The 26,916-nt window shown below is 62.4% G+C and carries 20 protein-coding genes and 3 pseudogenes; 13 read left to right on the forward strand and 10 right to left on the reverse strand.

The annotated features are described in order from the left end of the window. A pseudogene (locus tag AABB87_RS22255) lies at positions 1-183 on the forward strand (agmatine deiminase family protein); the annotation flags it as partial. 9 nt (positions 184-192) lie between these two features. Beyond that, positions 193-492, forward strand: a pseudogene (locus AABB87_RS22260) (DDE-type integrase/transposase/recombinase); the annotation flags it as partial. 150 nt (positions 493-642) lie between these two features. Here the strand turns inward: AABB87_RS22260 and AABB87_RS22265 are convergent. The 3 genes from AABB87_RS22265 to AABB87_RS23145 all read right to left on the reverse strand — a co-directional run bounded on the left by AABB87_RS22265 (position 643) and on the right by AABB87_RS23145 (position 2,109). Then, positions 643-993 carry an RNA recognition motif domain-containing protein gene (locus tag AABB87_RS22265; RefSeq protein ID WP_341973513.1) on the reverse strand — a complete coding sequence of 117 codons (351 nt, stop codon included), beginning with the start codon at positions 991-993 and terminating at the stop codon, positions 643-645. A 111-nt stretch (positions 994-1,104) separates the two neighbouring features. After that, positions 1,105-1,314, reverse strand: a complete 210-nt coding sequence (locus AABB87_RS22270) for a hypothetical protein (RefSeq protein WP_341973552.1) — start codon at positions 1,312-1,314, stop codon at positions 1,105-1,107. 228 nt (positions 1,315-1,542) lie between these two features. Then, entirely contained in the window at positions 1,543-2,109 is a 567-nt protein-coding gene (locus tag AABB87_RS23145; protein WP_445944902.1) for a YhjD/YihY/BrkB family envelope integrity protein, read from the reverse strand. Between AABB87_RS23145 and AABB87_RS22280 the strand changes: the two genes are divergently transcribed. Beyond that, positions 2,071-2,901 (forward strand): sensor histidine kinase, encoded by an 831-nt coding sequence (locus AABB87_RS22280; protein WP_341973515.1) that lies wholly within the window; start codon positions 2,071-2,073, stop codon positions 2,899-2,901. The two genes, AABB87_RS23145 and AABB87_RS22280, sit on opposite strands and share 39 nt — an antisense overlap. Before the next feature lie 3 nt (positions 2,902-2,904). Here the strand turns inward: AABB87_RS22280 and AABB87_RS22285 are convergent, their stop codons facing one another. The 4 genes and pseudogenes from AABB87_RS22285 to AABB87_RS22300 form a co-directional block, all read right to left on the reverse strand. Continuing rightward, entirely contained in the window at positions 2,905-3,813 is a 909-nt protein-coding gene (locus tag AABB87_RS22285) for a GGDEF domain-containing protein (protein WP_341973517.1), read from the reverse strand. Between the two features lie 204 nt (positions 3,814-4,017). Further along, positions 4,018-5,586: a deoxyribodipyrimidine photo-lyase gene (locus AABB87_RS22290; protein WP_341973518.1), complete on the reverse strand. Its 1,569-nt coding sequence runs from the start codon at positions 5,584-5,586 to the stop codon at positions 4,018-4,020. After that, positions 5,586-5,846: a TIGR03643 family protein gene (locus AABB87_RS22295; protein ID WP_341973519.1), complete on the reverse strand. Its 261-nt coding sequence runs from the start codon at positions 5,844-5,846 to the stop codon at positions 5,586-5,588. The genes AABB87_RS22290 and AABB87_RS22295 overlap by 1 nt, the downstream gene beginning before the upstream one ends. Before the next feature lie 470 nt (positions 5,847-6,316). Continuing rightward, positions 6,317-6,706: pseudogene (locus tag AABB87_RS22300) on the reverse strand (tyrosine-type recombinase/integrase); the annotation flags it as partial. Between the two features lie 329 nt (positions 6,707-7,035). Here AABB87_RS22300 and AABB87_RS22305 point away from each other — a divergent pair. Continuing rightward, the gene (locus tag AABB87_RS22305) at positions 7,036-9,072 is read left to right on the forward strand and encodes a hypothetical protein (protein ID WP_341973520.1); all 2,037 of its coding nucleotides are present in this window, start codon (positions 7,036-7,038) and stop codon (positions 9,070-9,072) included. Positions 9,073-9,795: 723 nt separating this feature from the next. Here AABB87_RS22305 and AABB87_RS22310 read toward each other — a convergent pair. Both AABB87_RS22310 and AABB87_RS22315 read right to left on the reverse strand, forming a co-directional pair. Continuing rightward, positions 9,796-12,222, reverse strand: a complete 2,427-nt coding sequence (locus AABB87_RS22310) for a two-component system response regulator (protein ID WP_341973521.1) — start codon at positions 12,220-12,222, stop codon at positions 9,796-9,798. Further along, positions 12,219-13,604 (reverse strand): sensor histidine kinase, encoded by a 1,386-nt coding sequence (locus tag AABB87_RS22315; protein WP_341973522.1) that lies wholly within the window; start codon positions 13,602-13,604, stop codon positions 12,219-12,221. Before AABB87_RS22315 ends, AABB87_RS22310 begins: the two co-directional genes overlap by 4 nt. A 622-nt stretch (positions 13,605-14,226) precedes the next feature. On the opposite strand from AABB87_RS22315, the gene AABB87_RS22320 reads away from it, so the two are divergent. Beyond that, positions 14,227-14,616 carry a bacteriocin gene (locus AABB87_RS22320; protein ID WP_341973523.1) on the forward strand — a complete coding sequence of 130 codons (390 nt, stop codon included), beginning with the start codon at positions 14,227-14,229 and terminating at the stop codon, positions 14,614-14,616. 600 nt (positions 14,617-15,216) lie between these two features. Continuing rightward, positions 15,217-15,990 carry an SGNH/GDSL hydrolase family protein gene (locus AABB87_RS22325; protein WP_341973524.1) on the forward strand — a complete coding sequence of 258 codons (774 nt, stop codon included), beginning with the start codon at positions 15,217-15,219 and terminating at the stop codon, positions 15,988-15,990. A 640-nt stretch (positions 15,991-16,630) separates the two neighbouring features. Here the strand turns inward: AABB87_RS22325 and AABB87_RS22330 are convergent. Further along, a complete protein-coding gene (locus tag AABB87_RS22330; protein WP_341973525.1) occupies positions 16,631-16,894 on the reverse strand; it encodes a hypothetical protein in 264 nt (87 codons plus the stop codon). A 571-nt stretch (positions 16,895-17,465) separates the two neighbouring features. Here AABB87_RS22330 and gcvPA point away from each other — a divergent pair. The 7 genes from gcvPA (at position 17,466) to AABB87_RS22365 (ending at position 26,914) form a co-directional block, all read left to right on the forward strand. Next, entirely contained in the window at positions 17,466-18,866 is a 1,401-nt protein-coding gene (gene gcvPA, locus AABB87_RS22335) for an aminomethyl-transferring glycine dehydrogenase subunit GcvPA (RefSeq protein WP_341973526.1), read from the forward strand. Between the two features lie 35 nt (positions 18,867-18,901). After that, positions 18,902-20,494 carry an aminomethyl-transferring glycine dehydrogenase subunit GcvPB gene (gcvPB, locus tag AABB87_RS22340; RefSeq protein ID WP_341973527.1) on the forward strand — a complete coding sequence of 531 codons (1,593 nt, stop codon included), beginning with the start codon at positions 18,902-18,904 and terminating at the stop codon, positions 20,492-20,494. 1 nt (position 20,495) lies between these two features. Continuing rightward, on the forward strand, positions 20,496-21,611 hold the full coding sequence (locus AABB87_RS22345) for an ATP-NAD kinase family protein (RefSeq protein ID WP_341973528.1): 1,116 nt from the start codon (positions 20,496-20,498) through the stop codon (positions 21,609-21,611). A 41-nt stretch (positions 21,612-21,652) separates the two neighbouring features. Continuing rightward, positions 21,653-22,450 (forward strand): SDR family NAD(P)-dependent oxidoreductase, encoded by a 798-nt coding sequence (locus AABB87_RS22350; RefSeq protein WP_341973529.1) that lies wholly within the window; start codon positions 21,653-21,655, stop codon positions 22,448-22,450. A gap of 473 nt (positions 22,451-22,923) precedes the next feature. Beyond that, positions 22,924-24,966, forward strand: a complete 2,043-nt coding sequence (locus tag AABB87_RS22355) for an aldo/keto reductase (protein WP_341973530.1) — start codon at positions 22,924-22,926, stop codon at positions 24,964-24,966. After that, a complete protein-coding gene (locus tag AABB87_RS22360; protein WP_341973531.1) occupies positions 24,963-26,132 on the forward strand; it encodes a Gfo/Idh/MocA family protein in 1,170 nt (389 codons plus the stop codon). Before AABB87_RS22355 ends, AABB87_RS22360 begins: the two co-directional genes overlap by 4 nt. Continuing rightward, the gene (locus AABB87_RS22365) at positions 26,129-26,914 is read left to right on the forward strand and encodes a sugar phosphate isomerase/epimerase family protein (RefSeq protein WP_341973532.1); all 786 of its coding nucleotides are present in this window, start codon (positions 26,129-26,131) and stop codon (positions 26,912-26,914) included. The genes AABB87_RS22360 and AABB87_RS22365 overlap by 4 nt, the downstream gene beginning before the upstream one ends. The last annotated feature ends 2 nt before the right edge of the window (positions 26,915-26,916 follow it).

Here is a 26,916-nt window from a genome sequence, read left to right on the forward strand (position 1 = left end):
CGCGACTGCGGACCGATCTTTCTGGTCGACGAAAACCAAGTCACGCAAAAGGCGGTCGGCTTTCGCTTCAATGCCTGTGGCGAAAAGTACCGTCCTTATGAGGGTTGGCAGCGGTCGGCCGTCGATATTTCGGCGCTTGCCCAGGTGGCGCTGATTCAGTCGGAGATGGCACTTGAAGGCGGGTCCTTCTACGTCACTCACAAGCAGGTGTATCGGCTGTACAGCGCTGCCAACCTGGCAGTACGCAAGCGGAAGAAACTCAAACGCCCGATTGGCGGGCGCACGCCACTGCGCACGCCTCGCCGAGTCAATGAGGTGTGGAGCATGGACTTTGTCTCGGACAGCTTGGCCAACGGTCGGCGCATCAAATGCTTGACCGTGGCGGACGACTACAGCCACGAGTGCGTGGACGTCGCCGTCGACTACGGCATCAACGGCCTGTACGTGACTCGCCTGTTGGACCAAGCGGCCAAGTTCAGGGCTATCCCGCGGCGGTGTGGATCGACACCGTCAGCTACGAGGAGCTACATGCGCCTTGCGCACGCGGGCTATGCCTCCCTAGCTTGCGTGTGCAAGGCGCCAAGCCCCGAGGCAAAAAAGATCGACTCCATGGAGTCGGTCTTTCACAGGGGAGCTGATGGGTCAGTAACGACCGCCACCGAAGCCGCCCGTGCCGTAGCCGATATCTGATCGCTTGGTGGCGGTGTACCCACCCGCGCCGTGACCCGTGGAATCATTGCTTGCTTCGCGTGGACGGGCCAAAGTCACGACGATTGACCGGCCATCGACCGACACGCCGTGCAAGGCTGTGATGGCGGCTTGGGCGCATTCGGCAGACGCCATCTCCACAAACCCAAATCCCTTGGAATTACCGGTTTCACGGTCCATCATGACTTTGGCGGATCCCACGCTACCAAACTCGGAGAAGTTGCTTCTCAGGCTGGAATCAGTGACCGAATAAGGCAGGTTGCCCACGTAGATTTTGCTGCTCATAGACGAGCCTTTCTAAGTTTTGCCGCATCGTCAGAACGCGGACTTCGAACCTGCGGATGGGAAATCCGCAGCGAGTGGAACGCTTGAACTGGATCTGATGGGATCAGATCGTCAACACGCAGGAGGCTGCGGCATGCACGCACGCAACCAGCCCTGAGTGACGGCGAACAACCGAGCTGCGTCGTTAGAGGCAAAGGTTGTTTCGAAGCGGAACACTCGGCTGCAACGGCCTTTGTCCTGAACCCGGCGAACCGAAAAAGAGGCGCGAAAGCGTCCACAGTCGGTCGGGTGTGTCGCGGGCGAAACGACGTACTTGCCCATGGGGATGGCGCTATTTGAAATATTGTTCAATCAGGATTGCAGGCTTGAATTGCCCGACGGGAGCACTTTGGGCTCGGCGCAACTGCTGCTGGGCCTGCCAAAAATGTAGAGACTCGCGAACAGTGACCTGCGTGGCTTTGACAGCCTTGCCAGGGTCGATGCCACAAGGGGGTTGATTATACGATTTTCACCCTATGAAACGATATCTATATTTCTCCGGGTACTTATTCAACCAATGAGCCCATCCATCCCGGAAGGTGTGGCTGAGGGCCAATACTGCCGACGAATGCCGCTTGGCGGCCCCGTTTGCAGGGCGAGCACATGAACGCTCAACGGACTCGGATTGGCCGCCTGCGCGGGTAATCCTTCAGTAGTGCGGGAACGAGGAAGCTGCGCCTGCCGAGCCGCCGGAGTCAGCAACAAGGCGATCCATGCCCCTTTAGGGCAAGGCCGGAAGGGGGCCGGACACAGAGCCAGCCTTGCTGGGCGGGATCGGCACCGTGTCCTGCCGGGCCGCAGCGTGGCGGAAGGAGCCAAAGCTGTGCGCGTGGGCCCAGGTGAATTCAGCACCGAAGAGGAAAATCTGGGCCGAGTAGTAGACCCAAAGCAAAAGCACGGCCAGCGAGCCAGCGAGCCGGCGGCGCCGAAGGCCGAGGCCACGCCGCTCTTGCCGATGTAGAGGCCGATCAAGAGTTTGCCGAAATTGAACAGTAGCGCCGTCACCCAAGCGCCTATCCACACATCGCGCCAAGCGATGTGTACGCGAGGTATGATTTTGTAGATCAGCGCAAACATCGTCGCTACCAAGGCATAGCTGATGACAAAGTTGACGACGCTGGCCAAGCCGTACAGACGTATGCAGCTCAGCAAGCGCTCGAGGTCAAGGAGCGCCGGGAGGAGTACCTCTCCTTCGTTGCCCACGATTTGCGCACGCCACTGTTTGCCATCTCGCTCACGGGTCGGTCGCTCGAGAAGAGTCTGTCTGGGCAAGTCCTCGGTGCGGATTCTCAACGCATCTTGAAATCATTGCGCCGCAACGTGCAGCAGCTCCAGGACTTGATTGGCAGGGTGCTCGAAGAGAACACGAATTTGTTGGAGGTCATGGGCGTCAAGGTAGAAAAGCGTCGATTTGACCTGTGGCCGCTGGTGGAGGCGCTTCTTGACGATCTTGAGACGATTGCTGCCCAGGCCAATACAAAGCTACTCAATCGAGTGCCCGTCGACCTGGTCGTGTTTGCGGACGCCAGATTGCTTAGGCGTGCGTTCCAGAATCTGATTGGCAACGCAATCCAGTTCTCGCCGGGTGGCGAGGTCATCGTTGGCGCGCAAGCCGTGGAGGACCAGGGCATCGTCGAATGCTGGGTCAGCGACAACGGTCAAGGCATTGCCGTCGACATGATTGAAAAGGTCTTCGACAAAGGCGAATCCGGGAGTGAGGCGGGCGCAGGGTCGGGCCTCGGCCTGGGCTTGGCCATCGTGAAATCCTTCATCGAGGCCCACGACGGCAGCATTACTTTGCAGAGTGTGCTGGGCCAGGGCTCCAAGTTCTACTTCACCTTACCCACGCAAACCAAGCTGCTTGCGTAGTGCTTAGTCAGAGGCTTTCGATGGTTCGACCGAGGCCACTGATGCCTCGAAAAATGCGCAGGTGCCAGGCGACGGCTTGGCCCGGTACATCGCCTCGTCGGCATTGGCGATCAAAAGATCGCCACTCCGGCCATCCTGTGGGAACAGCGCAATGCCGATGCTTGGCGTGATGACGAATTGCTTGGCGCCGTAGCCGATTGGGGCAGCTATTGCCGCCTGCACTTGCCCGGCGATACGTGCGACATCGTCGCGGCTCGCTGGATTGATCAGCAAGTACAGGAACTCGTCGCCGCCATTGCGGCAGACCGTGTCTTCATCTCGCGCATGGCTCAACAGACGTTGTGCCACCACCGTCAGCACTGAATCACCGGCTGCATGACCATGGCTGTCGTTGATGAGCTTGAAGCGGTCCAGGTCCAGAAACATCACCGCCAGCATCCAGCCGTGACGATCAGCGCCCGCGATGGCCTGAGCCAGGCGGTCATCGAACAGTGTGCGGTTGGGCAAGCCCGTCTTTTGGTCGTGCATGGCAAGGGTACTTGCCACACGCTCGGCATGGCGCGACACGGCCAGCGCAGACTCGGATTCAGCCAGGGCCTCGCGTGACAGGCTCAAGGCCTGCTCGACATCCTTGACCTCAGCAACGCCATCGGCCAGGGTGTCCGACACCACCTGCAGGTCGTCTGCGCAATCCTGGACCTTGATCCCGATGGCCTTGTTGTTTTGCAGAACCTGGTCGGCCGGCAGCATCGTTGCCCCCCGCGCGATGCGCGCTGCGGCGAGCTCGCCAGCGACCGTTAAGTCGTCGGCACAATCCTCCACCTTGACTTTGACCTCTTGGCTTTTATCGAGCGCCGCCTCCAAGGCATTCAAGGTGGGGGAAGGCGTGGTTGCGTTGGTCAGCGGCGTCATTTTTTGAGCTCATCTCTATCGGGCTGAGTATGGCCGCCGACAGTCGCGAGGTCTGTAGGACGAGGCGACTTTCCGAACTGTTTCACTGGCAGCGGCACTGTGGCGGTACTGAACCTCAACCCATCTCAGCACGCCGTCAGCCCGGGCCTTCGGATGCGCGCATATGACCCGGCCGCGTCGTCAGCGCGTTCGGCATCCCGCCCGCTAATCGAACAGTTCAGCTTGGCGTGCTACCTGCGCGCTAGGTTTAGGGCTGGCTTTGGCAGCGCGCCGCTGCCCCAATGCCGGCAAGCCATTTTTACGCGAGCCATGGCGCGCCTGCACTTGGCTCGCTTCTGCACGGGCGGCTTCGGTTTTTCGCAAGCCGTACAGGCGGTCTTTGGCCGCCGTGATCGCGGCCTTGTCATCCACGATTGGTAGTGGGTAGTCCTCGCCCATCACGCAGCTCGCCATGCGCTGAACGGCCGGGTCCATTCGCCAGGGCTCGGCTAGGTAGGGCAGCGGCACGCGGGCCAGCTCGGGCACCCAGCGGCGGATGAACAGGCCCTGCGGATCTTGGTCCCGCGCCTGTTTGCTGGGTGAGTAGATGCGCAATGTATTGATGCCCGTGGTGCCGCTTTGCATCTGCATCTGGCTCCAGTGGATGCCGGGCTCAAAGTCTAAGAATTGCCGCGCGAGGAAGATGCCGGTCGGCCGCCAATGCAACCACAGGTGGTAGCTGGCAAAACTCACCAGCATCGCTCGCATGCGAAAGTTGAGCCAGCCCGTCGCCAGCAACGAGCGCATGCAGGCGTCCACCATCGGGTAGCCAGTGCGGCCGGCAGACCAAGCGGCAAAGTGTGCGTCATTGAAATCGCTCTCGCGCAGGCCGTCGCAAACGCGAGCAAAGTTCTGGAACTCAATGGCGGGCTCATCTTCGAGCTTTTGCATGAAGTGACAGTGCCAGCGCAGCCGCCCGGCAAAGCCGCGCAACGCATGGGCGAACGCGCGGTCGTGCGTGCCCCGAATAGCCGCTTCGGTGGCCTGGTGCACGGTACGCATGGAGATCGTGCCAAAGGCCAGGTGCGGGCTTAAGCGGCTGCAAGCCTGTTCCGCAGTCAAAGGACTGGAGAGCGCTTGCCGGTAGTCGTAGCCGCGCACCTGCAAGAAGCTCTTGAGCAGCTGCTGCGCCGCTTGCTCTCCCGCGGTCTGCAAGGCTTTGCCATGCGGCGCTAGCCCCAGGCTGGCCAGCGTGGGGAGTTCAGCTTGATCCAGCGACGCTGCCGCCTTGATGCTTCCGTCAAACTCATGCGGCGGGGCGTCCATGCGTTCCTGCCAAAGTCGGGCCCAGCCAGCGCGACTGCCCAAGCGGCGGACTACCCCGGTCTGGTTGAACTCCTGCCAGCTGATTGAAGCAGACTTGCACCAGGCGGCGACGGCCAAGTCACGCTGATACGACCAGCCCGGCCCAGTCTCCTCATGACTCAGCAATTCCGTATATGCGAACTCACTGTGCAGTTGGGCCAGTACCGCGAGGGCCGAGCCCACGCGCACCAGCAGCGGTAGACCACGCTCGGCCAAGGCCGAACGCAGCTCCGCCAAACAGGCCAAGGCAAAGTCAACATGGCAAGCGTCGCACTCAGGGCTTTGCAGCCACTCAGGCTCGATCACAAAGAGGGCCAAAGCGTCCTCGCAGGCTTGCGCAGCGAGCAAGGGCGCGTGGTCGCACACGCGCAAATCGCGTTTGAACCAGACCAAGGCGCGCCGGCGCACAGCTACTGCGTGAGAAGGCACTATGGACGCGTGTGGGTGGCACGGTGGCGCATCAACGCAACGCCGTGCAGGGCCGCATGTTTGGTGCGGCGGCCAGCCATTCGCTTACGCCACATACGGAAGGAGCTCGGCGTCATTTGGCTGCGCATCAAGGCAATCACGGCGGACTCGTTCAAGCCAAATTGAGACTCAATGGCCTCGAAAGAGGTGCGATCCTCCCAAGCCATCTCGATGATGCGCGAAAGATCGGCTTGGGACGGTGGCGTCAGCTCGGCGGGCATAGCTTGGTGGGGGCGTAGCTAGATTCAAGTTCTACAGCCGAGAGTTTCGTCGTTCAGGAGAATTCGGTGTTTCTACAGGGCATTGTCGAAACCTTAGCCAGCCCGGTAGTGACGAATGACGTCCGACTCGGTCAGGAAATCTACAAACTTCAAACTGCGCATGACCGAGCAGGAAATCGCGGCTAGTCCACCGGCCAAGCGGACCTGAGACGGCATGACGCCTTGACCTTCATTTGATTCTGGGCCCACAACGCAATGCCGCGGCCGTCCACTCACCAAGTACCTTGATCGACGCCAAACGGACAAAGCGCCGGCGGCAGGGAATGGCGGCTTTAGGGTAGTCAGTTGCTGGATGAATGTTGGAAACGAGTATCGGTGAAGGGCACGATCCTGACGGTGGCGGGCGGCTGCAAAATGCCCAAAGCCGACATCAGCGAGGGTCAGCTTTGTGTGAGATAGGTGCGCAGCGTTCAGGCGCTTGATCGCGCTGTCAGCACATCTATCGGACTTCGTACGCCGCCGCCGACCTTCAAGACATGGGTGTAGATCATGGTGGTGGCGACGTCGGCATGGCCCAGCAACCCCTGAACCGTCCGGATGTCGTAGCCCGACTGCAGCAGATGGGTCGCAAAAGCATGACGCAGAGTGTGCGGGCTTGCAGGCTTGGTGATGCCGGCGGTGACAACTGCGCGCTTGAACGCACGCTGAAAAGTCTGGTCATACAAATGAGCGCGCCGCACGATCCCAGTCCTCGGATCGGTGGAGTGCTCAGCCTGCGAGAACACCCAGAACCAACCCCACGAGGAGCCGGCCCGTGGGTACTTGCGCTCTAGCGCATCCGGCATGAAGACGCCGCCCCGCCTGCCTCCTGATCCCGCGTCCACTACGAACGCGCCGCATTGAGTTGGGGCAGCGCCGGGTGGCGAGGCTGATGCGCCAGGCACTGGGATCCAAGCACGAAGCTGGATACCTGGCTGTCATCGACCCATCGCTGATTACGTGTTCAGCCCTCCATCCTCTCCAGCCTGACGGCTCCTTCAACACCATCTCGATGCTTGCCGTTCAGCTTTCTCTACATTTGGATTGATCGTGCGGGCGTGGCAGCTCCTGGCTGCCCTATAGTCCCAGCGCGGCCGGCCCACAGAGGCACGCTTGCGGCACGCCAATAAACGGTACTTAGGGAGTACAAATGCTAAAGAAGCTGGAGCTGCGCCTGGCTGGCACCTTGATGGTCAAGAACGTGCATGTTTTGGCCTTCGCCGCCAGCATGTTGCTGGTGGCATGTGGCGGTGGTGGCGGTGGTGGTGGCGGTTCACCTGCTCCCACGGTCTCCGGCCTGCTACCAGCGGCACCCACCCTCGGAACGACGTTGGCCGAGGACGCTGGCCCATGGCGCCCACTGCGCGATAAATCTGTCTACACCTATCGCGGCCAGCATTCGGTGCAAGGCGGTGGGCAGGCCCCCAGCTTCTACGCCAACACTGTGACGCAGGTCGCCCAGGGCAGCGGGATGCGCGAGGATTCCACCAATACATTCAACGAAGGCCCCGACGCCACCAGCAGCCCGGTTTCCTTGCAGTCGGGCGCGATCCGCCAGCAGATCGCGATCGACTTGGCCGACGGCGTCAAGCCACTGGCTTTGGATTTCGTCGAGCTGCAATCGCCTGTGCGTACGAACGACCGCTACGTCGTCGCCGACCGACGCATCGACGACATCGGCATTGATGCCGATGGCGACAAAAAGAATGACGGGATGGATCTCGCCGCATGGGTGCAGGTGGTCGGCGAGGAAACGCTGGATCTGCCCAACCGCACGGGCGTTCGTACGATCCACACGGATACGACGATTCGCGCCCGCGTGGTGCTCACCTCGGGCGCGCTCGGTCCCATCGTCGAGGAGCACCTTGGCATCTGGTACGCCGCCGGTATCGGCCCGGTTAAAGTGCGGCGCGACAATCCGCATCCCTCGCTGGCCAACGTGCGTGTGATCGACGAAGAGACGCTGGTCACCTACGACGGCATCAGTGATGGCGTCGGCTTTACGACGCCGCCCGTCAAAGGCCTGTTCGCCGCGTCCGGCAGCACGCCAGCCGTGGGCATTCCTTATCCTTACGGTGCCGTGGCCTTTGAGGCCAATGTCGTAACGATCTCCGACCTTCCCGACACCTTTCCTGCCGCCGGCTTCACGCTGACCCAACTCGACACGCGCGGCGCGGTCGTAGCGGCCAAGCAATACACCAACACAGTGACCGGCGGAGGCGGCACCGGCCAAACTCTTCTGCGCCTGGGCAACGAGCTGCGAATGCTCTACATCGGTGCCGGCAACAACCTGTACATGCTGCGCTTCTCCGCAGATGGTCAGACCTTGCTGTCTAATGCGCCCATGCTGCTGCTTCCCGGGCCTTTCGCCACCATGACGAACACAGGCCCGCAGTTTTTCAAGGCTGTCGCAAGTGGCGGGTCGCTTTGGGTGCTGACGCAGACCTACTGGGACTCCAGCAGCATTGACCAGACGCGCATTGAACTGCGCCAGTTCGGTGCCGATGGCAGCAATGTCGGCACGCCGCGGCTGATCGAGTCGGGCTCCAATGCGACCGGCGTCTCTTACATCGCCCTCACTGCCTCCGACAGTCGGCTCATGCTGTTGTGGCGCAAGGGCTACGAGGCCACCGCGGCCACCGGCCACCTGCTGATCGACGGCAGCACGGGTGCCGCGGCCCCGGCGGCTGCAGCCGATGTGTACGCCAGCCTCGGCCCTTGCACGGACACGGTTGCGCCGGTGTTGACCGATACGGCCAGCTTGGTGGCCTGCTCGGTGAACCAAGCCCCCACCGTTGTCACGCTGCAGGCCAACGGTTTGGTACTCACCGCTGCTGGCGGTAGCGTCCGATCCGACAGCTTGGTACCCACCGACTGGATCACCAACCAAGCTTCCTTGAGTTGGCTTAACAATCCGGACAGCAACCCTAAGAAGCTCAGCTTCTACGGGGCGCGGTTCGGCAAGGTCTTCACGGAGGACGTTTTTGAGACCGCCTACCAGCAGTTCGCCGAAGTTCCCCTGGTCAACGGCATCCCGGACAAGACCGGCTACCGGCTGCTGGCCCGCGTGCAGGGCAGCCTGGTGTCCACCAGCTTTGCCTTCAGCTTCGGCAATCGCATACTGCTTGTGGGTGGCGACTGCTACTGCCAGGGCGGTCGTCTAGGGACGATGCTGGTCTGGCGGTAAGGCATGCCCTGTCTGCGGCAGCAACGGCCATGGAGGCGAGTTCCATGTCAAACGTTACAACCGAACCTATGCTGCCGTCGGTGCGTTGCATGATGGCTCATGGGGTTTGGTCTTCATCGCCAGGGACGGCTCGTACACATCTGCCGCCGGAAACTGCGCTTCACCTGGTGTCTATGTCGGTGTCGAAGGTTGCATCGAGCGCGGGCAAGCCGTTCTTTCCAGCAAGAGCCCTCCGCAGCAGTGCGTGCACTTCGCGCAGAATGATTCGCTAACCCTGCTTTGCAGCGGACCCGCGCCAGCTGCGCTAGCTCGCCCACTGAAATTGAACGTTGAGCGACAGCTTTCCGGCAACTCGCTTCGTCGGGGCCGATTTCTGCTTTGGGCACGAACCTGACGATGGCGGGCGGCTGCAAGGTGCCCGGAGCAGCCGTTCGCTGGCCAGCCAAAACGTCGTCGCGGAGTAGATGGGGCCTTGAGATTTAAGGCCTGACCCTCGCGCCCTTGTGACCCTCGCGCCCTTGCTCGCGCCCTCAGGCGACCAGCAGCACGAGCAAGGCGGCAAGGCCGAAGCTCAGTGGCGATGGCCGTGGCGGGGGCACGCGAGAGGGGCGGAGATTCATGGCGGCGATTGTGCGCGAAGGCCGCATTCGGCGCGCCACTGCCCGACTTAGGGCAGTTCAGGTTCGCTCCGCTGTTCGCGTTGCGCGCCCGAGCTGAGCGGCCCTAACGCGTGCGCAGCCAAGCCAGGAAGTCAGGGGCGCTCATGGCGCGAGCAAACAGCCAGCCCTGAGCTTCGCTAACGCCGAGGTGCAGCAGCCAATCTCTTTGCCGCTCGTCCTCCACCCCTTCGGCGATGAGCTCCAAACCCAGGGCGTCCGCCATGGCGACGATGGCGCGCACGATGGCTTGATCCGAAGGATTGGCGACCACGTCTCGCACAAAGGCGCGGTCCACCTTGAGGCGGTGCAGGGGCAGCAGCTTGAGCATCGACAAGGACGAGTAGCCGGTGCCGAAATCGTCCAGCGCAATCCGCACGCCAAGCTCGGCAATGCGCGCGAGAGTTTGCTCGATATTCGGCACGCGCTGCAAGGCGGTTTCCGTGACTTCGATTTCAAGGTCTTTGGGATTGAGCTGCGCCGCTTCGAGCTCGTGCGCCAGATCCTCAATGAATTGCTTGTCCTGCAATTGCAGCGCCGACACATTGACGGCCAAGCGCCCTTGCACCAAGCCTGCGCGCAGCCACTGCGCCCAGGTCGTCAGCGCTTGGCGCAGCACCCAGCGCCCCAGGGCCTGGATCAGCCCGCATTCTTCGGCCACCGGAATGAATCGATCCGGGCTGATCGCCCCTAGCTTCTCGGAATTCCAACGCAGCAATGCCTCCGCACCGATCACCGATCGCCCTTCGAGCGTGAGCTGAGGTTGCCAATGCAGGCTCAGCTCACTGTTGGCCATGGCATGCAGCAGGCCTTGTTCGATGGTCAGGCGCTCGTTGGCAGCTTCGGCCATATTGGCGTGGTATCGGGCATAGCGATTGCGACCTGCCGCTTTTGCGGCATACATGGCGATATCGGCTGAGCGAAGCAAGGCGTCCGGCGTGCTGCCGTCACGCGGGTACACGGCTATGCCTATGCTGGCCGAAACCTGGACGCTCGAACCCGCTGCAATGCTCAAGGGGTCCCGCACTTTGTCCAGCAGGCGCCGCGCCAAAACGTCCACATCGCCGTCGCGCCCGGACCTGATCAGCAGCACGAACTCGTCGCCACCCAGCCTCACGGCTTCATCCCCTTGGCGCAGCACGCTGCGGATGCGATCGGCAATATCAATCAGCAGCGCATCGCCCACGTCGTGACCCAGGCTGTCGTTGATGACTTTGAAGCCATCGAGGTCCAGGAAGAACAACACGGCCGTGTCGTCGTCGACTTTCGACTCGGGCAATCCACCCAGTAGATCTCGCAGCTTGTTGCGATTGCCAAGCCCGGTCAATGGGTCGTGATAAGCCAGATGCCGAACCCGGCTTTCCGCCAGTCGCAAGGCAGAGATGTCGGTGAAAGTCAGCACGCGGTAGGTCACGACGAAGGCATCGTCGCGTACCGGCGCCACATGTTCCCAAGCAGGGAAGGCCGTGCCGTCGTGGCGCTGGCACATGACCTCGGCATGACCGAGAAAGTCCACCGGGGTGTCGACCAGCAACTCGCGGTCACTGTTGCGGCGGGCATGCAGGAATTCGTTGGGATGCCGTCCGCGGATCTCTGCCGTTGGCCAGCCGGTCAGGCGCGTGAAGGCTGGGTTAGCGGTCGTGACACGGCTTTGGGTATCCAGAATCAGGATCGCGTCGGCGGCCGAATCGAACACCACGCTGGCTTGCCGCAAGGCTTCCTCCTGCTCCACCTGCACGGTCACATCGCGGCAGATTCCCACCACGGCCCGCTCTTGGGCGAAGTGGCTGGCATGAACCTCCAGCCAGCGTGTGGGCGAATCGGCGCCCGGCAACTGCCAACGCGTGACCAAATGCAGGTCACCGCCTTGTTCCAGCAAATGCCGCACCTTGGCTTGCGCATCCGCGGTGAGATGAAGCAGGAACTCGCTGACTTCCATGCGCAAGCCGCGCACCGAGCGGTCGGCGATGGGCGGGAAGTGCCCGTCAATCTCGATCAGATCGGTTCCCTGCGTCAGGGTGACCACGCCCATCTTGGCGGTGTCCAGGGCAAGCCGCAAGCGCCGTTCGGCCTCCATTCGGCCGCGTGAGGCCCGCACACGTGCCAAGGCCATTTGCACCGTGGCGTTGAGTTCGCGCTGCCTGACCGGCTTGACCAGATAGCCATACGGCGCCACCTCCCCGGCTCGGCGCAAGATGTCGTTGTCGGCATAAGCCGTCAGAAACACCACGGGCACATCGGCAAACCGTGCAATTTCGTCAGCGGCCACAATGCCATCGCCTCCGTTCCCGAGGTTGATGTCCATCAGGATCAGGTCGGGCTGGTAGGACATCGTCAAAAGCACAGCCTCGTCTTGGCTCGAGGCCGTGCCCACGACGTGGAAGCCGAGTGATTCCAGGGTTAGCTTCAGGTCCAGGGCCACGATACGCTCGTCTTCGACGACCAGAATACGAGCCCTGACATTAGCGTCCATGGTGGGCGTTGGCGCAGTCATGATGACTTTGTCTCCGGTGGCAAATGCAGAGTGAAGGCGGTGCCTGCTTGCCCGACCACAGGCCATTGAATCTCGGCCCTTAGTTGCTCGGTCAGAAGCGTGACCAGGCACAAACCCAGCGTTTTGGTGCTGTGAACATCGAAGCCGGCGGGCAGCCCGGTGCCGGTGTCCGCCACCGTGACGGCGATGCGTGGGCCTACTCTTTCCGCGCGCACCACGACCTCGCCGTGCAAATCCGCGCCAAAGCCATGCTTGAGCGCATTGGTCAGCAATTCGTTCACCACCAGCGCCACGGGCACGGCCAGATTGAGGTCAATATTCAAACCCGAATCTGGCGCCTCAACCTTCAGCGTCACCCGGCGCAGCAGCTCCCCGTGCGCATCGCGGAGGCTGGCCACCAAGCGTCGCAGATATGGCCCCAATTCCAGCATCGAGAAGTCATTGCGCTCGTACAGCAGTTGGTGGGTGAGGGCCATGGCCATGACTCGGCTCTGGCTGTCTTGCAATGCCTGCTGCGCGCCCGGCCCGGCGTTGCGCGCCTGCAAGTTCAAGAGGCTGGCGATGATTTGCAGATTGTTCTTGACCCGGTGATGCACCTCTTGCAACAAGACCGTGCGCTCCCGCAGTGCGGCTTCGGTTCGCCGTTGCGCCGCCAGCCGATCAGAGATGTCAATGGCGGAAGCAATCAGGCGTGTGATCTGGCCGTTGTCGTCCCGCATGGGCACGAGCATGAAGTCGAGCGTCATGCGGCTGTCTCCCAGCATGCGGACCGTCACATCTTCCCGCACGATGTCGCCCTGCGCCGCGCGGGCGCAAGCCTGGCGCAGCCAGTCCTGAGTCTCTGCCGAAAAGTTCCACCAAAAGGTGTCCCAGAAAAGGCGTCCGAGGACATCCTGGGCGTCTAGCCCGGCGGCCTCTAGCGGAGCACGGTTGGCCTCGATCAAAGTACCGTCGGGCGACAAAACGCCCACAAAGGCAAACAGGCTGTCCAACACCCGACGCAGCTGCTTTTCGCTATTCGCCAGTGCCTGCTCGGCGCGCAGTTTGGCGGTCAGGTTGACCGCTTGAACGTACACCCCACCCACGCTGCCATCTTCGAGCCGGATGGGCAGATAGCTGGCGTCCCATTCACTGAGTTCACCTGGGGCGTTGGGCATTTCCACACTGACGCGGAACTGCGCTTGTTGAGCACCCTCATCCAGCACACTGCGAAGCAGTGGTGCCAATGTGGGGTAGGCGCCGGGAAGGATTTCCTCAACGGTGCGACCCAGGTGTTCTTTGACTGAGCAGCCGTTGAAGGCGGCCAAGGTCCGGTTGATGAAGACGTAGCGCAAGTCCCGATCCAGCACCGCTTTGCCAACGGGCGAATCCGCTTCAAACATGGTTTGCAGCGTCGCCCTGCCCAGCGATCCCAAATGGTCGAAATCTAAGGCCACCGTGTCCCTACTTTCTTCTTATTTCGGGCAGATGGTGTCAGGTTTGGCTTGGCCGTGCAACAGAATTCGGCCGCATAAGGGAATTGCCCGCCAGTGCAAATCTAGGGATGTACTCAGACGGAGCCAAAGCGATGGCAAGGCCCGTCACAGCTGGGACAGCAGGGCAATGCAGCGCTCAGAACGCCCCCACTGGTCAGTGCAACTAGGGTGTCAGCTCAAGACTCTCAATAGCTCTCAAAAAAAATGGACTTCCGTTACGCACTGGCGTCGACGTTTGAGTTTGAGTTTGAAACATCATGTGTCTCAATGCAGCCTAACGTCTCCCTGCCGCTGATAAGCAGGACTAAGCGTTTTCAGCCGGATAGTAGATTCGCCACGAAACTGCAAATAGGTGGGTGATGAGTAGATGCCGGCTGAGGTTGCGCCTGCGCTTTTCCGTTGGAGCTCTGGATGTCGTCCTACAAGCATGCAGCCTCAAAGATGGCGGCTGCGGCACGCATGCAGCCGTATAAGGATGAATAGGTGGGAGCCTGAACTCGCGCCTACATCCACTTCCCGAGGAGAGCATATGAACCCGTCCTTTGATGCTTCGAACAAGCCGCTTCCAACAGAGTCAGTTGTCGATGAAGACATGGCCCAGCAAGCCATTCCGGGCCATGGCATTCCCTCGCAAGACCCCGATCCTGCCGCGCAGGCGCCTTTGAGCGCCGAAGAGGCCCAGCGTGAAGGCAAATCGGTGCTGACGGGCGGCGGTGTCATCGTCGGAGCTGCCACTGGTGCCGCCATTGGCGTGATGGTGTCCGGGCCTGTGGGCGTGGTGGTCGGCGGCACGCTGGGCGCGGTAGCAGGTGCACTCGGTGGTGCAGCCGCAGGCAATTTGGTCAGCCCGGAGGATCAGGACGCGACCGCAGCGACACCGGCCACTGAAGGCCTGGTGAAGGCGTCACCAGGCCACTAGGGCAGGCTGAGTCCTGCTGCGGCAAGTAGGTTCGGCGAGCGCGTTGCTCGGTGCGGCGCCGGCGCTCTGGCACAAATGGTTGCCGACCCAGTCACGCAGTCCAGGTCACTGTTTGCGCTTTGGCTTCTCGGGTACAGGTTTGCTCCGCGTAGGCGCCACATAGTCTCCGATCACCGTCTTGACCGGGCAGACGGAAACGATGGGGCATTTGCGGCAACTTACTGCGATGGCGATGGGGCAAAGTGTCATTGCGATTTCCTTTTATTCTATGTATGTGACTGGCTGAATGGCGGCCGCAGCGACAGAGGGCTGCGTGATTTGCATGCCCAGCACAAACGCCGCGCACCGGCTCAATTTCAATTTACAAATCCACAGACTCACCGTCTGTGCGGTTGCGAACGCAGGCTGGCTCGAACTCTGTTCGAGAACGCACCGACTGGCACGCAGCCAGGCCCTAAGGTTCATGCTCGGCGTCAGGAAGTCATGGGCGCCTCAAGAGCAGCAATACGGCCGCACCCTACCCAAAAGATTCATCGATTCGCGAGGCTCAATGACCGAACACTTCGATTGGCTTAAGCAAACCGCCAGTTCCGCAAGTTGATGTCGGCCAATTGGCTACGTCTGCTGCTATGGCTGTTGTGGCCGCTGTTTTGGCTACAGGCACGCCACGTGCGGCGCGTGACCCTGCGCTTGCCGGAGCCGCCGGGGCAGCGCACTGGTGTCGCTGGCAGTGGCTCGCTGGTGCGCTTGCTGGTGGCGGGTGACTCGGGTGCTGCCGGGGTGGGCGCACCGACACAAGACCTGGCACTTTGCGGCCATCTGGTGCGTTGTCTGAGCCACCATCACCGGGTGGAGTGGTGTGTTCTAGCGGCCAAGGGGCTGGATTCAGCTGGCCTGCTTCAACTCTTAAACCAAGCCCCTCGCAGGCAGTTCGACGTGGTGGTGCTGTCGATGGGCGCCAATGACGCCACCGGCTTGTGTGCGCCGCTGCAGTGGGCTGTCTGGCAAACCAGGTTGGCTGATCTCATCGACCAGCGCTTCGCGCCCGCACTGCTGGTTCACAGCGCTGTGCCGCCGATACATGCCTGCCAGGCGCTACCACAACCGCTGCGATACTTCTTGGGCCTGTGGGCGAGGCAAATGAACCACTGCCTAGCCGAGCGCTTGTCTGAGCAAGCTGGGAGAACCCTGCAATGGCATCCTGCCACGACAACCCAGGTGGGTATGGCCGCCGACGGCATTCACCCCAGTTCGGAAGGCTATGCGACTTGGGCCGCAGGCTTGAGCACTTGCATCTTGGTTGCATTTGATCCTGAGCAGCAGGGCAGCGGGATTAGTCCGCCAGCTTTGTGCATTGACGATGCACAGGCCTGATCCGTCTATCGCGCCAGTGGGGGGGCGTCAAGAGCCCAAACGATTCGATGCGCCTTCTTTTGAAGGCTCGATGAGTTGGCTGTACCGGGCACTCAGGCGTTCTTGTTGGTCAGTGCTGGGCAGCGTTAACTCGTCCGTGAAGCGCTTCAGGCGAGCCTACAACGGCGGATGAAGTCCGCCTGGAGTCAATGCGCCCTAGCGGACCCGGCTTGCGCCGAACGTTCAAAGACCAAGCGCGACAAATACTCGTCGGGGTGTTTGGGAAGAACGCGGACTTCTAAAGTACCGGGCACCCGTTCGGCGTGAGCGTCACGGCGCAGTGCTTCCGCCTCTGTGAGTCGGAAACTAGTCTGCACGCGCTCAAGGCTACCTGGCTTGTGTAGTTTCCAAATCCAAAATTCCACGGACTTCATGGACTTCTCCTGGCAACGGCTCCCTGCACAGGAAAACATGCATGGGCACAGTCGCGGGTTTTGTTGAGGGCCTTTGTCAGCTTACGAGCAAAAACCTAAGCGTGAAGGCGATGGCGAGGATGACAATCCATAACGTAAGGTTTGTGGTCGATGCGATTCGGCGAGTTCATAGCGTGTCTTCGATTGACCATTTGGCGCCAATTTCCAGGCCATCGCTGCCTAAGGCTTTACGCAGCCAATCTAGGGTCGAATTGCTCGATAGTTTCGGTGGCAGCTTCAAGCCTTTGCTGCGCAGCGCGCTCGGCCAATACGCTGCGCTCGTACAAGGGCCTGAGCAGCGGGTCCGATTTGATTGCCCGTACAGCAGCGCGGATCGCGAAGGCGAACTGCGGACGTAGGTGAGCAAAGGCTCGCAATTGCGGACCGTGACGCTCGGGCAAGACTTTCCACCACGCGACGATGCTGTTCGGATCGTTCAGATTCAAGATCATGGCAGGCCTCCGGGAGATGTTGCTGGGGTTGTTGTAATGTACTGTATAAAAATACAGTCCATCCATCGAGCATCGGTGGCAGTCTCTGGATGTGCAGTTGCGAATTCGGCCGGTCTAAGCAGAAGCGAGATGCAGCAGCTTGACTGCTGCTTTAGATTGAACCCCAGCCAATTTCGGATGGTCATGAATGTCAACCTGGCTGCAGGTCGACCTATTGGCAGCTGATCGAAGCGCTTGCGATGAGTGCTCATGCCCATGTCTCCAGAGCAATGGCTCACCGGTATTGCCGAGGATTGCAGCCGCTAGTCCTGGAAACACCGTCACAGTGCGCACATCGTTGAAAAGTAGCGCGGCGCATTGAGCGGATATCTCAATGCACATCACCATTTAGTCGTTGCTCTGCATTGCCGGAGCTTCAAGGTGGCACTGCTGGGGGCTGCAGCGACGTCCGACTATGAATTAGCCCAACTAATCCATACGCGTCAATTTCTCGTTTGTCAGCCGCGCATAGGCGGCGTGAAATGCAGGCCTTGCCCCGCTATTCACTGACCTCGAGAAACGAAGCGCCGCGATGAGAAAAGCCAAGCCCCAGCTCGTCTACCCCTACATCCCCAACTCGGTGCCGGCCGTCAAGGCCGCCATGTTGGCCGCAACCGGCGCCGCCTCGGTGGAAGAGTTCTATGCCGATGTGCCGGCCGACTTGCGCCTGGACCGGCCAATGAATTTGCCCGAGCCCATCCATTCGGAGGCGCGTCTCAAGCGCCATGTGCAGGGCATCTTGGCGCGCAACCAGCATTGCGGCGAGGTGCTGAGCTTTCTTGGCGGCGGCTGCTACCAGCACCATGTGCCTTCGATCTGCGATGAGATCAATGGCCGTAGCGAGTTCCTGACGGCTTATGCCGGCGAGCCCTATGACGACCACGGCCGCTTCCAGGCGCTGTGGGAGTACTGCTCGATGATGGGCGAGCTGCTCAATCTGGAGGTGGTCAGCGTGCCCACTTATGACGGCATGCAGGCCGCGGCCACCGCCTGCTGCATGGCGGCGCGAACCACCGGCCGTCGTCGGGTGCTCTTGGCGGGCAATACCAGTGCCGACAAGCGCTCGCACATCCAGACCTATGGCCGCAGCGAGATCGAGTTCATCGAGGTTGCGTTCGACCCAGTGAGCGGCCTGCTGGACCGTGCCGATCTGCGCGCCAAGCTGAATGATCAAGTCGCGGCCCTGTATCTGGATGTGCCCAATTACTTCGGCGGCATTGAAGAGGGCGGTGCGATTGCGGCCCTAGTCAAGTCGGTTGGCGCGATGTTGGTGGTGGGAGTGGACCCGCTCTCGCTGGGTGTGCTGACCCCGCCGGCCGACTATGGTGCCGACATTGTCTGCGGCGACATCCAGCCGCTGGGCATGCATATGAGCTATGGCGGCGGCCACGGTGGCTTCATCGCCAGCCGCGACGAAGGGGCCTTGGTGCTGCAATACCCCTCGCGCCTGTTTGGTTTGGCGCCGACTTCGGTGCCGGGCCAATACGGTTTTGGTGATGTGGCCTACCACCGCACCTCCTTTGACAAGCGCGAGCAGGGCAATGAGTTTGTCGGCACCGCCGCCGCACTATGGGGCATCACGGCCGGGGTCTTCCTGGCCTGCCAAGGGCCGCAAGGGATGCAGGAGCTGGGCGATGGCATCATGAAGCGGGTGGCTTATGCGCGCCAGCAACTGGGCGCTGTGCCGGGCTTGCGCCTGATGCATCCGCACACGGTGCACTTCAAAGAGTTTGTGCTGGACTTTTCGCCCAGCGGTAAGACCGTCAGCGAGATCAATGCTGCGCTGCGCGAGCGCGGCATTTTCGGCGGCCACGATCTGTCGGGTGCCTTCCCTGCGCTGGGTCAGGCGGCGCTCTACGCCTTCACCGAAGTGCATGCCCAAGCGGACATCGACGCCTTGGTGACCGCCCTGCGTGAGGTCTTGTCTCAATGAACGCCCACAGCCCTAACTCTTCAGATCCCCGCACGATGGAAAACATCTCCGCCCACCGCTTCACAAAAGGTCAGCCCAATCTGCGCCGCTACCAACAAGCGCGCTGGGACGAGCCGGTGATCTTCGAGCTCAGCCAGCCTGGCGAGCGCGCCATGCTGACGCCCGAGTTGGAGCCGGCCATCGAGGCCGCCGCCCACGATGTCTTGTTCACCCTGCCGCCCGGCATGCGCCGCGCCAAGCCGCCGGCCCTGCCTGAGTTGAGCCAGAACCGGGTGCTGCGCCACTATCTGCGCCTCTCGCAAGAGACCCTGGGCGCCGACTTCAATGTGGACGTCGGTCAGGGCACTTGCACCATGAAGTACAACCCCAAGGTCAACGAACACTTGGCCCGCGATGCCCGCATGAGCGAGTTGCACCCGCTGCAAGACGAGAGCACGGTGCAGGGCATCTTGCGGGTGATGCATGAGATGGAGGGCGTGCTCAAAGAGGTTTCGGGCATGGACGCGGTCAGCCTGCAGCCGCGCTCCGGTTCGCAAGCGATCTACGCCAATATCGCCATGATCCGCGCTTGGTTCGAGTCGCGCGGCGAAGCCGACCAACGCGACGAGATCATCACCACCATCTTCAGCCACCCCTCGGACGCAGCCTGCGCCAAGGTGCTGGGCTACAAGGTCATCACCCTGTATCCCGATGCCCAGGGTTACCCCGATCTGGCCGCCATGCAAGCGGCGGTTGGCCCGCGTACGGCCGCGCTCATCATCACCAACCCCGAAGACACCGGCATCTTCAACGCCAAGATCCGCGAGTTCGTGGCGGCTGCGCATTCGGTGGGCGCGCTGGCCTGCTATGACCAGGCTAATGCCAATGGGCTCCTGGGCATCACTCGGGCGCGTGAGGCGGGCTTTGATCTGTGCCACTTCAATCTGCATAAGACCTTCTCGACCCCGCATGCCTGCGGTGGCCCAGCCGTGGGGGCTTGCGCGGTGACGCAAGCGCTAGCGCCGTTCTTGCCTCGCCCGCGAGTGGTCAAGGAGGCCGACGGCCGCTACCGCATCGACCAAGGCGATGCGCAGTCCATCGGCAAGGTGGCCGCCTTCATGGGTACAGCCGGCATCGTGCTGCGCGCCTATGCCTGGGTGATGAATCTGGGCGCGGCCGGCCTGCGCGAGGTGGCGGAAATCGCGGTGCTGAACAACAACTACATGATGAGTCAGCTGCTGAAGATTCGCGGTTTGACGGCGCCCTATGCGCCGGGCAAGCGCCGTATCGAGCAGGTGCGCTACAGCTGGGCCGAGCTCTGCGCCGAGACTGGTGTGCATTCCGGTGATATCGGCCTGCGCGCCGCCGACTATGGCGTGCACTACTGGACCAGTCATCACCCTTATGTGGTGCCGGAGCCGGCCACCATCGAGCCGACCGAGTCCTACTCGCGCGCCGATCTGGACGAGTTCGCGCAAATCATGAGCCGGGTGGCCGATGAGGCCCGCAGCGACCCAGAGCTGCTGCGCAGCGCGCCGCATAACTGCCCGACGCGCCGGGTGGACGAGTCCTATCTGGAAGACCCCAAGCGCTGGGCCATCACCTGGCGTGCGTGGAAGCGCAAATTGGCTGAGCACGGGGCGGGCTGAGATGTCTGCGCAGCGCATCGGCTTGATCATCAACCCCATGGCGGGCGCGGGCGGCGTCTTGGCTCGGCATGGCAGCGATGGTCTGGCCTTGGCCTCGACTTGGTCGGCCGAGCGAGCCTTGGTGGCCCTTGGCTGCTTGCTCGAAGGCCAGTCGCTGCAATGGGTTTGCGGGCCTGGGGCCATGGGTGAGGAGGTCTTGCGTTCGAAAGGGCTGCAGCCACAGGTGCTGGGGCTGGCGACTGCGGGCCCCAGCCGGGCGGAAGATACAAAGGACCTGGCGGGGCAGATGGCCGCCTTGGGACTGGATCTGCTGCTTTTTGCCGGCGGCGACGGCACGGCGCGCGATGTGCTGGCGGGCTTGGGCGATATGGCTGAGCTTCCGGTGCTGGGCATTCCGGCCGGGGTGAAGATGCAGTCCGCTTGTTTTGGCGTCAGCCCAGCGGCTGCAGGGCGTTTGGCCGCCTCTTTCTTGAACTCGGCTGCGCGGCCCTTGGAACTGCGCGAAGTGATGGATATGGATGAGGAGGCGCTGCGCGGGGGCCAGGTCTTGCCTCGCTTGTTTGGCTATCTAGCTTCGCCGGTGGATCCGCGCTGGCTGCAAGGGCGCAAGACCCGCGGCCAGCCCGGTGATGCGCAAGCTGCCGCAGCGCTGGCCCAAAGTCTGCGTTCGGAGCTGGCTTTTGGCGTGCACCTGATCGGGCCGGGTTCAACCACCTGGGCCTTGAAGCAGGCGCTGCAGTTGGATGGCAGTTTGATTGGCCTGGATGTGGTGGTGGACGGCCAACTCTGGTTGCGCGATGCCAACGAGGCGCAGTTGCTAGAGTTGCTAAATGCCATGCCGGGGCGGGCGCGCTTGTGGTTGACGGCCATCGGCGGCCAGGGTCATGTCATTGGCCGCGGCAATGCAACGCTGAGTGCGCGCGTCTTGCGAACCCTAGGGCCACAGGCCTTGACGGTCTTGATGACCCCCGCCAAGCTGCAAAGCCTGACGGTCAGTCTCGGCGGCATTTTGCGGGTGGATAGCGCCTGTGCTGAAGTGGATGCCATGTTCAGCGGCCCGGTGCAGGTTTTGACGGGCCCGCGCGACCGAGCCGTATTGCGATTGGTGGCGGCGTAGATGGCGGCGCCGGCTCCACACATAGACAAAAGGAGAAGAGGATGACAGAGAAAAATTTGACAAAGCCCGCTGGAGAACTGGGCGGCAAGGTGGCGCTGATTACCGGCGCGGGCTCTGGCATTGGCCGCGCCACGGCCTTGCTGTTCGCTCAAGAAGGTGCGCAGGTGGTCGTTTGCGATCTGAATGCCGAGAGTGCTGCCGCCACAGCGCGCGAGATCGAATCCACTGGTGGTGTGGCCCTGGCCTTGCAAGCGAATGTTGCTGTGGCCGCCGACTGTCAGCGTAGTGTGGCGCAAACTTTGGCTCGCTTTGGTCGTTTGGACGTGTTGTTCAATAACGCCGGCATCACGCGGCGTGCCAATGTGGTGGATACCAGCGAGGCCGACTGGGACGCGGTGATGGCGGTCAACGTCAAGTCGATTTTCTTGATGAGCAAGTACGCCGTGCCGGTGATGGCCGAGAAGGGCGGCGGCAGCATCATCAACTCCGGTTCTGGCTGGGGTCTGGTGGGCGGCAAAGACGCCGTGTCTTACTGCGCCTCCAAGGGGGCGGTGGTGAACATGACGCGCGCCATGGCGGTTGACCATGGGCCGCAGCGCATCCGCGTCAACAGCGTTTGCCCCGGTGACACTGACACGGCCATGTTGCGCAATGAAGCGCATCAACTGGGGCTGGCCGAGTTGGCCTTGGTGGAGGCTGGCAATGCGCGCCCGCTGATGCGCGTGGGTCAGGCCCAGGAGATTGCGCAGGTGGTGCTTTTCTTGGCCAGCGATCGCTCGTCTTTTGTTACCGGCTCGGCCTATGTAGTGGATGGTGGTGGGCTGGCGGGTTCGGCGTGAGAGCGCTCGGTTCACCTGTTATGGATAGCGCTCTGCACGGGGAGCGGCTTGTTTGCTCGAGGCGCAAGCGCTCTGCCGCCATGAGCGGCGCAGAGCACCCAAGGCTCTCACGAGCCCAACTTCTTCTTTGCGAGTTCAGGGACTCTGACTTGCGGACCCGGGGCCACGGGGGCACGGCTTCGCTCCTGCTTGGGCCAGCGGCCCAAGCCTTCGCTAGGCTCAAGCCGTCCTCAGGACGCATTGAGTCCGAGCTCAGTCCACCCGCCCCTCGCTGCGCTCGAAGCTCCTCCTTAACCTCGCTCAGCCGCACCCCCGTGGCACCGGGCGATTGTTTACTCGCCACGTCTTTGCTGAGGGTGAATTCACCTTCCGGCCATGCCTCCAGTCACAGCGGGTTTCTCCCCCTGTTCTGAATTGCATGCCGTAAATATATTTGCCTTGTTCGTAAATCATAACGTTTCAATTTACACATCATGCTCAACTGGGGAATCATCGGCGCCGGGAACATCTCGGGCGCTTTCGCAGCAGGTCTGAAGCAGACCGACAGTGGCGATTTGGTGGCGGTGGCCAGCCGTGATGCGGCCAAGGCGCGGGCCTTTGCCGAACAACATGGCCAGACGGCTTGCCCGCCCAAAGCCTATGCCTCCTACCAAGCCTTGCTGGCCGATCCCGCGGTGCAGGCGGTCTATATCGGCCTGCCGCATACCGAGCATCTCCATTGGACGGTGAAGGCTTTGCGGGCCGGCAAACATGTGCTGTGCGAGAAGCCGCTGGGCCTCAACCATGCCGAAGCCATGATTGCTTACGACGAGGCCGAGCGCGCCGGCCGCGTGTTGATGGAAGCCTTTATGTACCGCTGCGTGCCGCAAACGGCCAAGCTGCTGGAACTGCTGCGTGCCGGCACGATTGGCGAGGTTCGCCACATCCAGGCGTCCTTTTGCTACAGCTCCACGCCACGGGCCGGCTCGCGCACCTGGGAGGCTTCCTTGGCTGGCGGCGGCATTCTGGATGTCGGCTGCTACCCCGTGTCGATGGCGCGGCTGATCGCCGGTGTGGCGCGGAACTTGCCCTTTGCCGAGCCGACCGAGTTGCAAGCCATGGGTCAGCTGTACCAAAGCGCCAGCGGCCCGGTGGATGAATGGGCGACGGCAACGATGCGCTTCCCCGGCAATATCGTGGCGCAACTCAGCACGGCCGTGCGTTTCGAGCAAGAAGAGTCGCTGCGCATTGGCGGTAGCAAGGGCGCCTTGGTCGTGCCCAAGCCTTGGTACGGCGCGGGTGCCGAGGCGGGCGAGAGCCGCATCGAGCTGTATGTGGATGAAGCTCTGGCCCAGACCTGGACGATCAGCACAGACCGTGGGCTCTATGCCTACGAGGCCGATGTCTTTGCCCAAGCCGTGCAGGCCGGCGCGGTGCCGCACCCCGCCATGAGTCCGGCCGATTCGCTGGGCAATCTGGCGGTGATGGATCGCTGGCGCCAGGCGATTGGCCTGAGCTACCCTAAAGAGGCCGAGGCCGCCATGCAAGGGCGCCTGAGCTTGGCCGGCTTGCCGATTGCGCGCCGCGCCGATGCGCTGATGACTTATGGCCATGTGCCGGGCCTGGAGGGCAAGCAGGTGTCGCGCCTGATCATGGGCGTGGACAACCAAGAGACGCTGCCGCATGCCGCAGCCTTGTTTGACGACTACATCGAGCGCGGCGGCAACACCTTTGACACCGCCTGGGTCTATGACTTTGAAGGCGGTCACAGCGAGGCCATCCTGGGCCAGTGGTTGAAGGCCCGTGGCATCCGCGACGAAATCGTCCTGATCGCCAAGGGTGCTCATACCCCCAATTGCACACCCGAGGGCATGCGCCGCGAACTGGCCGAGAGCCTGGAACGCCTGCAAACCGACCATGCCGATCTCTACATCTTGCACCGCGACAACCCCGAGGTGCCGGTAGCCGAGTTTGTTGACGCGCTGAACGAGCAACGCAAGCTCGGCCGCTTCCAGGCCTTTGGTGGTTCTAACTGGTCACTTGAGCGGGTGATGGAGGCGAACGCCTACGCGGCCTCCAAGGGCTTGCAAGGCTTCTCTTTGCTGAACAACCAGCTCAGCCTGGCGCGCATGCAGGCACCCATCTGGCGCGGCTGTGTGTCGGCGGGAGACCCCGCCTCGCGCCACCTGCTGGCCGAGCAGGGCCTGGCCTTGTTTGCCTGGTCTTCGCAAGCGCGTGGCTTCTTCACTTACCGTGCCGGCCCGGAGCTGCGCCAGGACGAAGAGCTGGTGCGCTGCTGGTACAGCGCCGCGAACTTTGAGCGCCGCGCACGCGCCCAAAAGCTGGCGGCCGAGAAGGGCGTGCAGGCCATCAATATCGCCCTGGCCTGGGTGCTGGGCCAGCAATTCCCGGCCTTCAGCCTGATCGGACCGCGCTCGATTGCCGAGACCGCCAGTTCCATGCGCGGCTTGACGGTGCAACTGACGCCCGACGAAATGGCCTGGCTGGACCTGGCCGAGCAAGGATCGCCGGCATGAAGATGAACGATCTCCATCTCAAGCCCGAGGGCAAGGCTATGCAGGCAGCAGCAACGCCGGTGGCCATCATCGGCGCCGGCGACATCTTCCCGGCCTATGTGGCGGGTCTGGCGCAGTTTGGCAATTTGCGCCTGGTCGGCATGGCCGATGCGCGACCCGAGGCGGCCGCAGCGCAGTCTCAAGCCCTGGGTGTGCCCGCCTTCAGCGTGGATGAGTTGTTGGCCGGTGAGGCTCAAATCGTCATCAATCTGACCCCGCCGCAAGCGCATCGCGCGGTGGGCGAGGCGGTGCTGAAGGCCGGCAAGCATCTCTATACCGAAAAGCCGCTGGCCGGCAGCTTTGCCGATGGCGCGGCCCTGATGGAGCTGGCCGCTGCCCAAGGCTTGCGCATCGGCTGCGCGCCGGACACTTTCTTGGGCGGCGCTGGCCAGCTGGCGCGCACCCTGGTGGATGGTGGCCAGCTCGGCCGCATCGTGGCCGGCCAGGCCACCATGATGGAGCGCGGCCCGGATGACTGGCACCCTAACCCCGCCTTCTTCTACCGGCCCGGCGCCGGCCCTTTGATGGACATGGGCGTGTATTACCTGACCCAGCTGGTGCAGCTGCTGGGGCCCATCACTCGCGTCAACGGCATGGCCCACACCAGCTGGCCGATTCGGCAAATTCCGCGCGGCCCGCGTCAGGGCGAGAGCATCCAGGTCGAGACGCCAACCCATCTGGTGGCGGGCTTGGAGTTTGAGCAGGGCGCCTTCATCACGCTCAGCACCAGCTTTGATGTCTGGAAGCACAAGAGCAGCCATATCGAGCTCTATGGCGAGCGCGGCAGCCTGGTGCTGCCCGATCCGAATCAGTTCGGCGGGGCACTAGAGAGCTGCGAGGCCGATGGCGACTGGCTGTCGCAGACGCCGCAAGTCTTCACCGGCCGGCATCGCGGTCTGGGCGTGGCCGATATGGCCGAGGCCTTGCGCAGCGGCCGCCAGCATCGGGCCAACGGCGAGATGGCCTTGCATGTCTTGGAGGCCATGGATGCGGTGCTGCGCGCTGCCGAGAAAAAGGCGCCGGTCTCGCTGCGCACCCGTTGCGCAAGACCTGACCCCGTCAACCCCGGCTTTGCCGAAAGCCTGCATTTCCAGGCCAAGCCTGCGGTCCAGGAGCAAAGCGCATGAGCAGCAGCAAAACGATCCATGCGCCGCGCATCGCGCTGCAGCTCTACACGGTGCGCAGCGCCGGTGACTTGGCCGCTCGCCTGCAAGTGGCAAGCCAAGCCGGCTTTGCCTGGGTGGAGAGCGAGGCACTGCACGGTCTGAGCGCTGAAGCCTTCCTCGCCACGCTGCGAGCCTCCGGCTTGGGGCTGGCTTCCATGCATGTGGAGATGAGCGATCTGGCCGAGCGCATGGAGGAAGTGCTCGCCGCCTTGAAGGGCAGCGGCTGCACCCAGCTGGTGATGCCCTGGTTGGATGAGCCTGAGCGGCCGACGAACCGCGAGGGCTGGCTGGCGCTCGCCGCGACTCTGCAAAGTCATGCGCTGAGCCTGCAGTCGCAAGGCATCACGCTGGCCTATCACAACCATGCCTTCGAGTTTGAGCGGCTGGCTGAAGACGGCCGTACCGTGCTGGAAACGGTGTTGGAGGCCGCGCCGGCCCTGCGTTGGCAGCCCGATGTGGCTTGGGTGGCTCGTGCTGGCGAGTTGCCGATGAGCTGGCTGCAACGCTATGCACATCGCCTGCAGTCGGTGCATGTGAAAGACCTGGCCAAGCCCGGCGCTGAGCTGGCTCAAGTTGAGCAGGGCTGGGCCACGCTGGGCGAGGGGCGCTTGGACTGGCCGGCGTGGCTGCCCTGGCTGCGTCAGGTGCTCAGCACCTTCATCGTTGAGCATGACCAGGCCAGCCAGCCGGCCCGCACGGCGGCGGCAGGGCAGGCCTATCTGCAAACCTTGTTGTTGAACTGAAC

The organism is Roseateles sp. PN1, assembly GCF_038419725.1.
GTDB lineage: Bacteria > Pseudomonadota > Gammaproteobacteria > Burkholderiales > Burkholderiaceae_C > Paucibacter_A.

Excerpts from the sequence above, each read along its gene's own strand:
- AABB87_RS22265 (WP_341973513.1), bottom strand. The coding sequence starts at position 993 with ATGAGCAGCAAAATCTACGTGGGCAACCTGCCTTATTCGGTCACTGAT.
- AABB87_RS22270 (WP_341973552.1), bottom strand. The coding sequence starts at position 1,314 with ATGGGCAAGTACGTCGTTTCGCCCGCGACACACCCGACCGACTGTGGA.
- AABB87_RS23145 (WP_445944902.1), bottom strand. The coding sequence starts at position 2,109 with ATGTTTGCGCTGATCTACAAAATCATACCTCGCGTACACATCGCTTGG.
- AABB87_RS22285 (WP_341973517.1), bottom strand. The coding sequence starts at position 3,813 with ATGACGCCGCTGACCAACGCAACCACGCCTTCCCCCACCTTGAATGCC.
- AABB87_RS22295 (WP_341973519.1), bottom strand. The coding sequence starts at position 5,846 with ATGCCCGCCGAGCTGACGCCACCGTCCCAAGCCGATCTTTCGCGCATC.
- AABB87_RS22305 (WP_341973520.1), top strand. The coding sequence starts at position 7,036 with ATGCTAAAGAAGCTGGAGCTGCGCCTGGCTGGCACCTTGATGGTCAAG.
- AABB87_RS22310 (WP_341973521.1), bottom strand. The coding sequence starts at position 12,222 with ATGACTGCGCCAACGCCCACCATGGACGCTAATGTCAGGGCTCGTATT.
- AABB87_RS22315 (WP_341973522.1), bottom strand. The coding sequence starts at position 13,604 with ATGTTTGAAGCGGATTCGCCCGTTGGCAAAGCGGTGCTGGATCGGGAC.
- AABB87_RS22320 (WP_341973523.1), top strand. The coding sequence starts at position 14,227 with ATGAACCCGTCCTTTGATGCTTCGAACAAGCCGCTTCCAACAGAGTCA.
- AABB87_RS22325 (WP_341973524.1), top strand. The coding sequence starts at position 15,217 with ATGTCGGCCAATTGGCTACGTCTGCTGCTATGGCTGTTGTGGCCGCTG.
- AABB87_RS22330 (WP_341973525.1), bottom strand. The coding sequence starts at position 16,894 with ATGATCTTGAATCTGAACGATCCGAACAGCATCGTCGCGTGGTGGAAA.
- gcvPA (WP_341973526.1), top strand. The coding sequence starts at position 17,466 with ATGAGAAAAGCCAAGCCCCAGCTCGTCTACCCCTACATCCCCAACTCG.
- gcvPB (WP_341973527.1), top strand. The coding sequence starts at position 18,902 with ATGGAAAACATCTCCGCCCACCGCTTCACAAAAGGTCAGCCCAATCTG.
- AABB87_RS22345 (WP_341973528.1), top strand. The coding sequence starts at position 20,496 with ATGTCTGCGCAGCGCATCGGCTTGATCATCAACCCCATGGCGGGCGCG.
- AABB87_RS22350 (WP_341973529.1), top strand. The coding sequence starts at position 21,653 with ATGACAGAGAAAAATTTGACAAAGCCCGCTGGAGAACTGGGCGGCAAG.
- AABB87_RS22355 (WP_341973530.1), top strand. The coding sequence starts at position 22,924 with ATGCTCAACTGGGGAATCATCGGCGCCGGGAACATCTCGGGCGCTTTC.
- AABB87_RS22360 (WP_341973531.1), top strand. The coding sequence starts at position 24,963 with ATGAAGATGAACGATCTCCATCTCAAGCCCGAGGGCAAGGCTATGCAG.
- AABB87_RS22365 (WP_341973532.1), top strand. The coding sequence starts at position 26,129 with ATGAGCAGCAGCAAAACGATCCATGCGCCGCGCATCGCGCTGCAGCTC.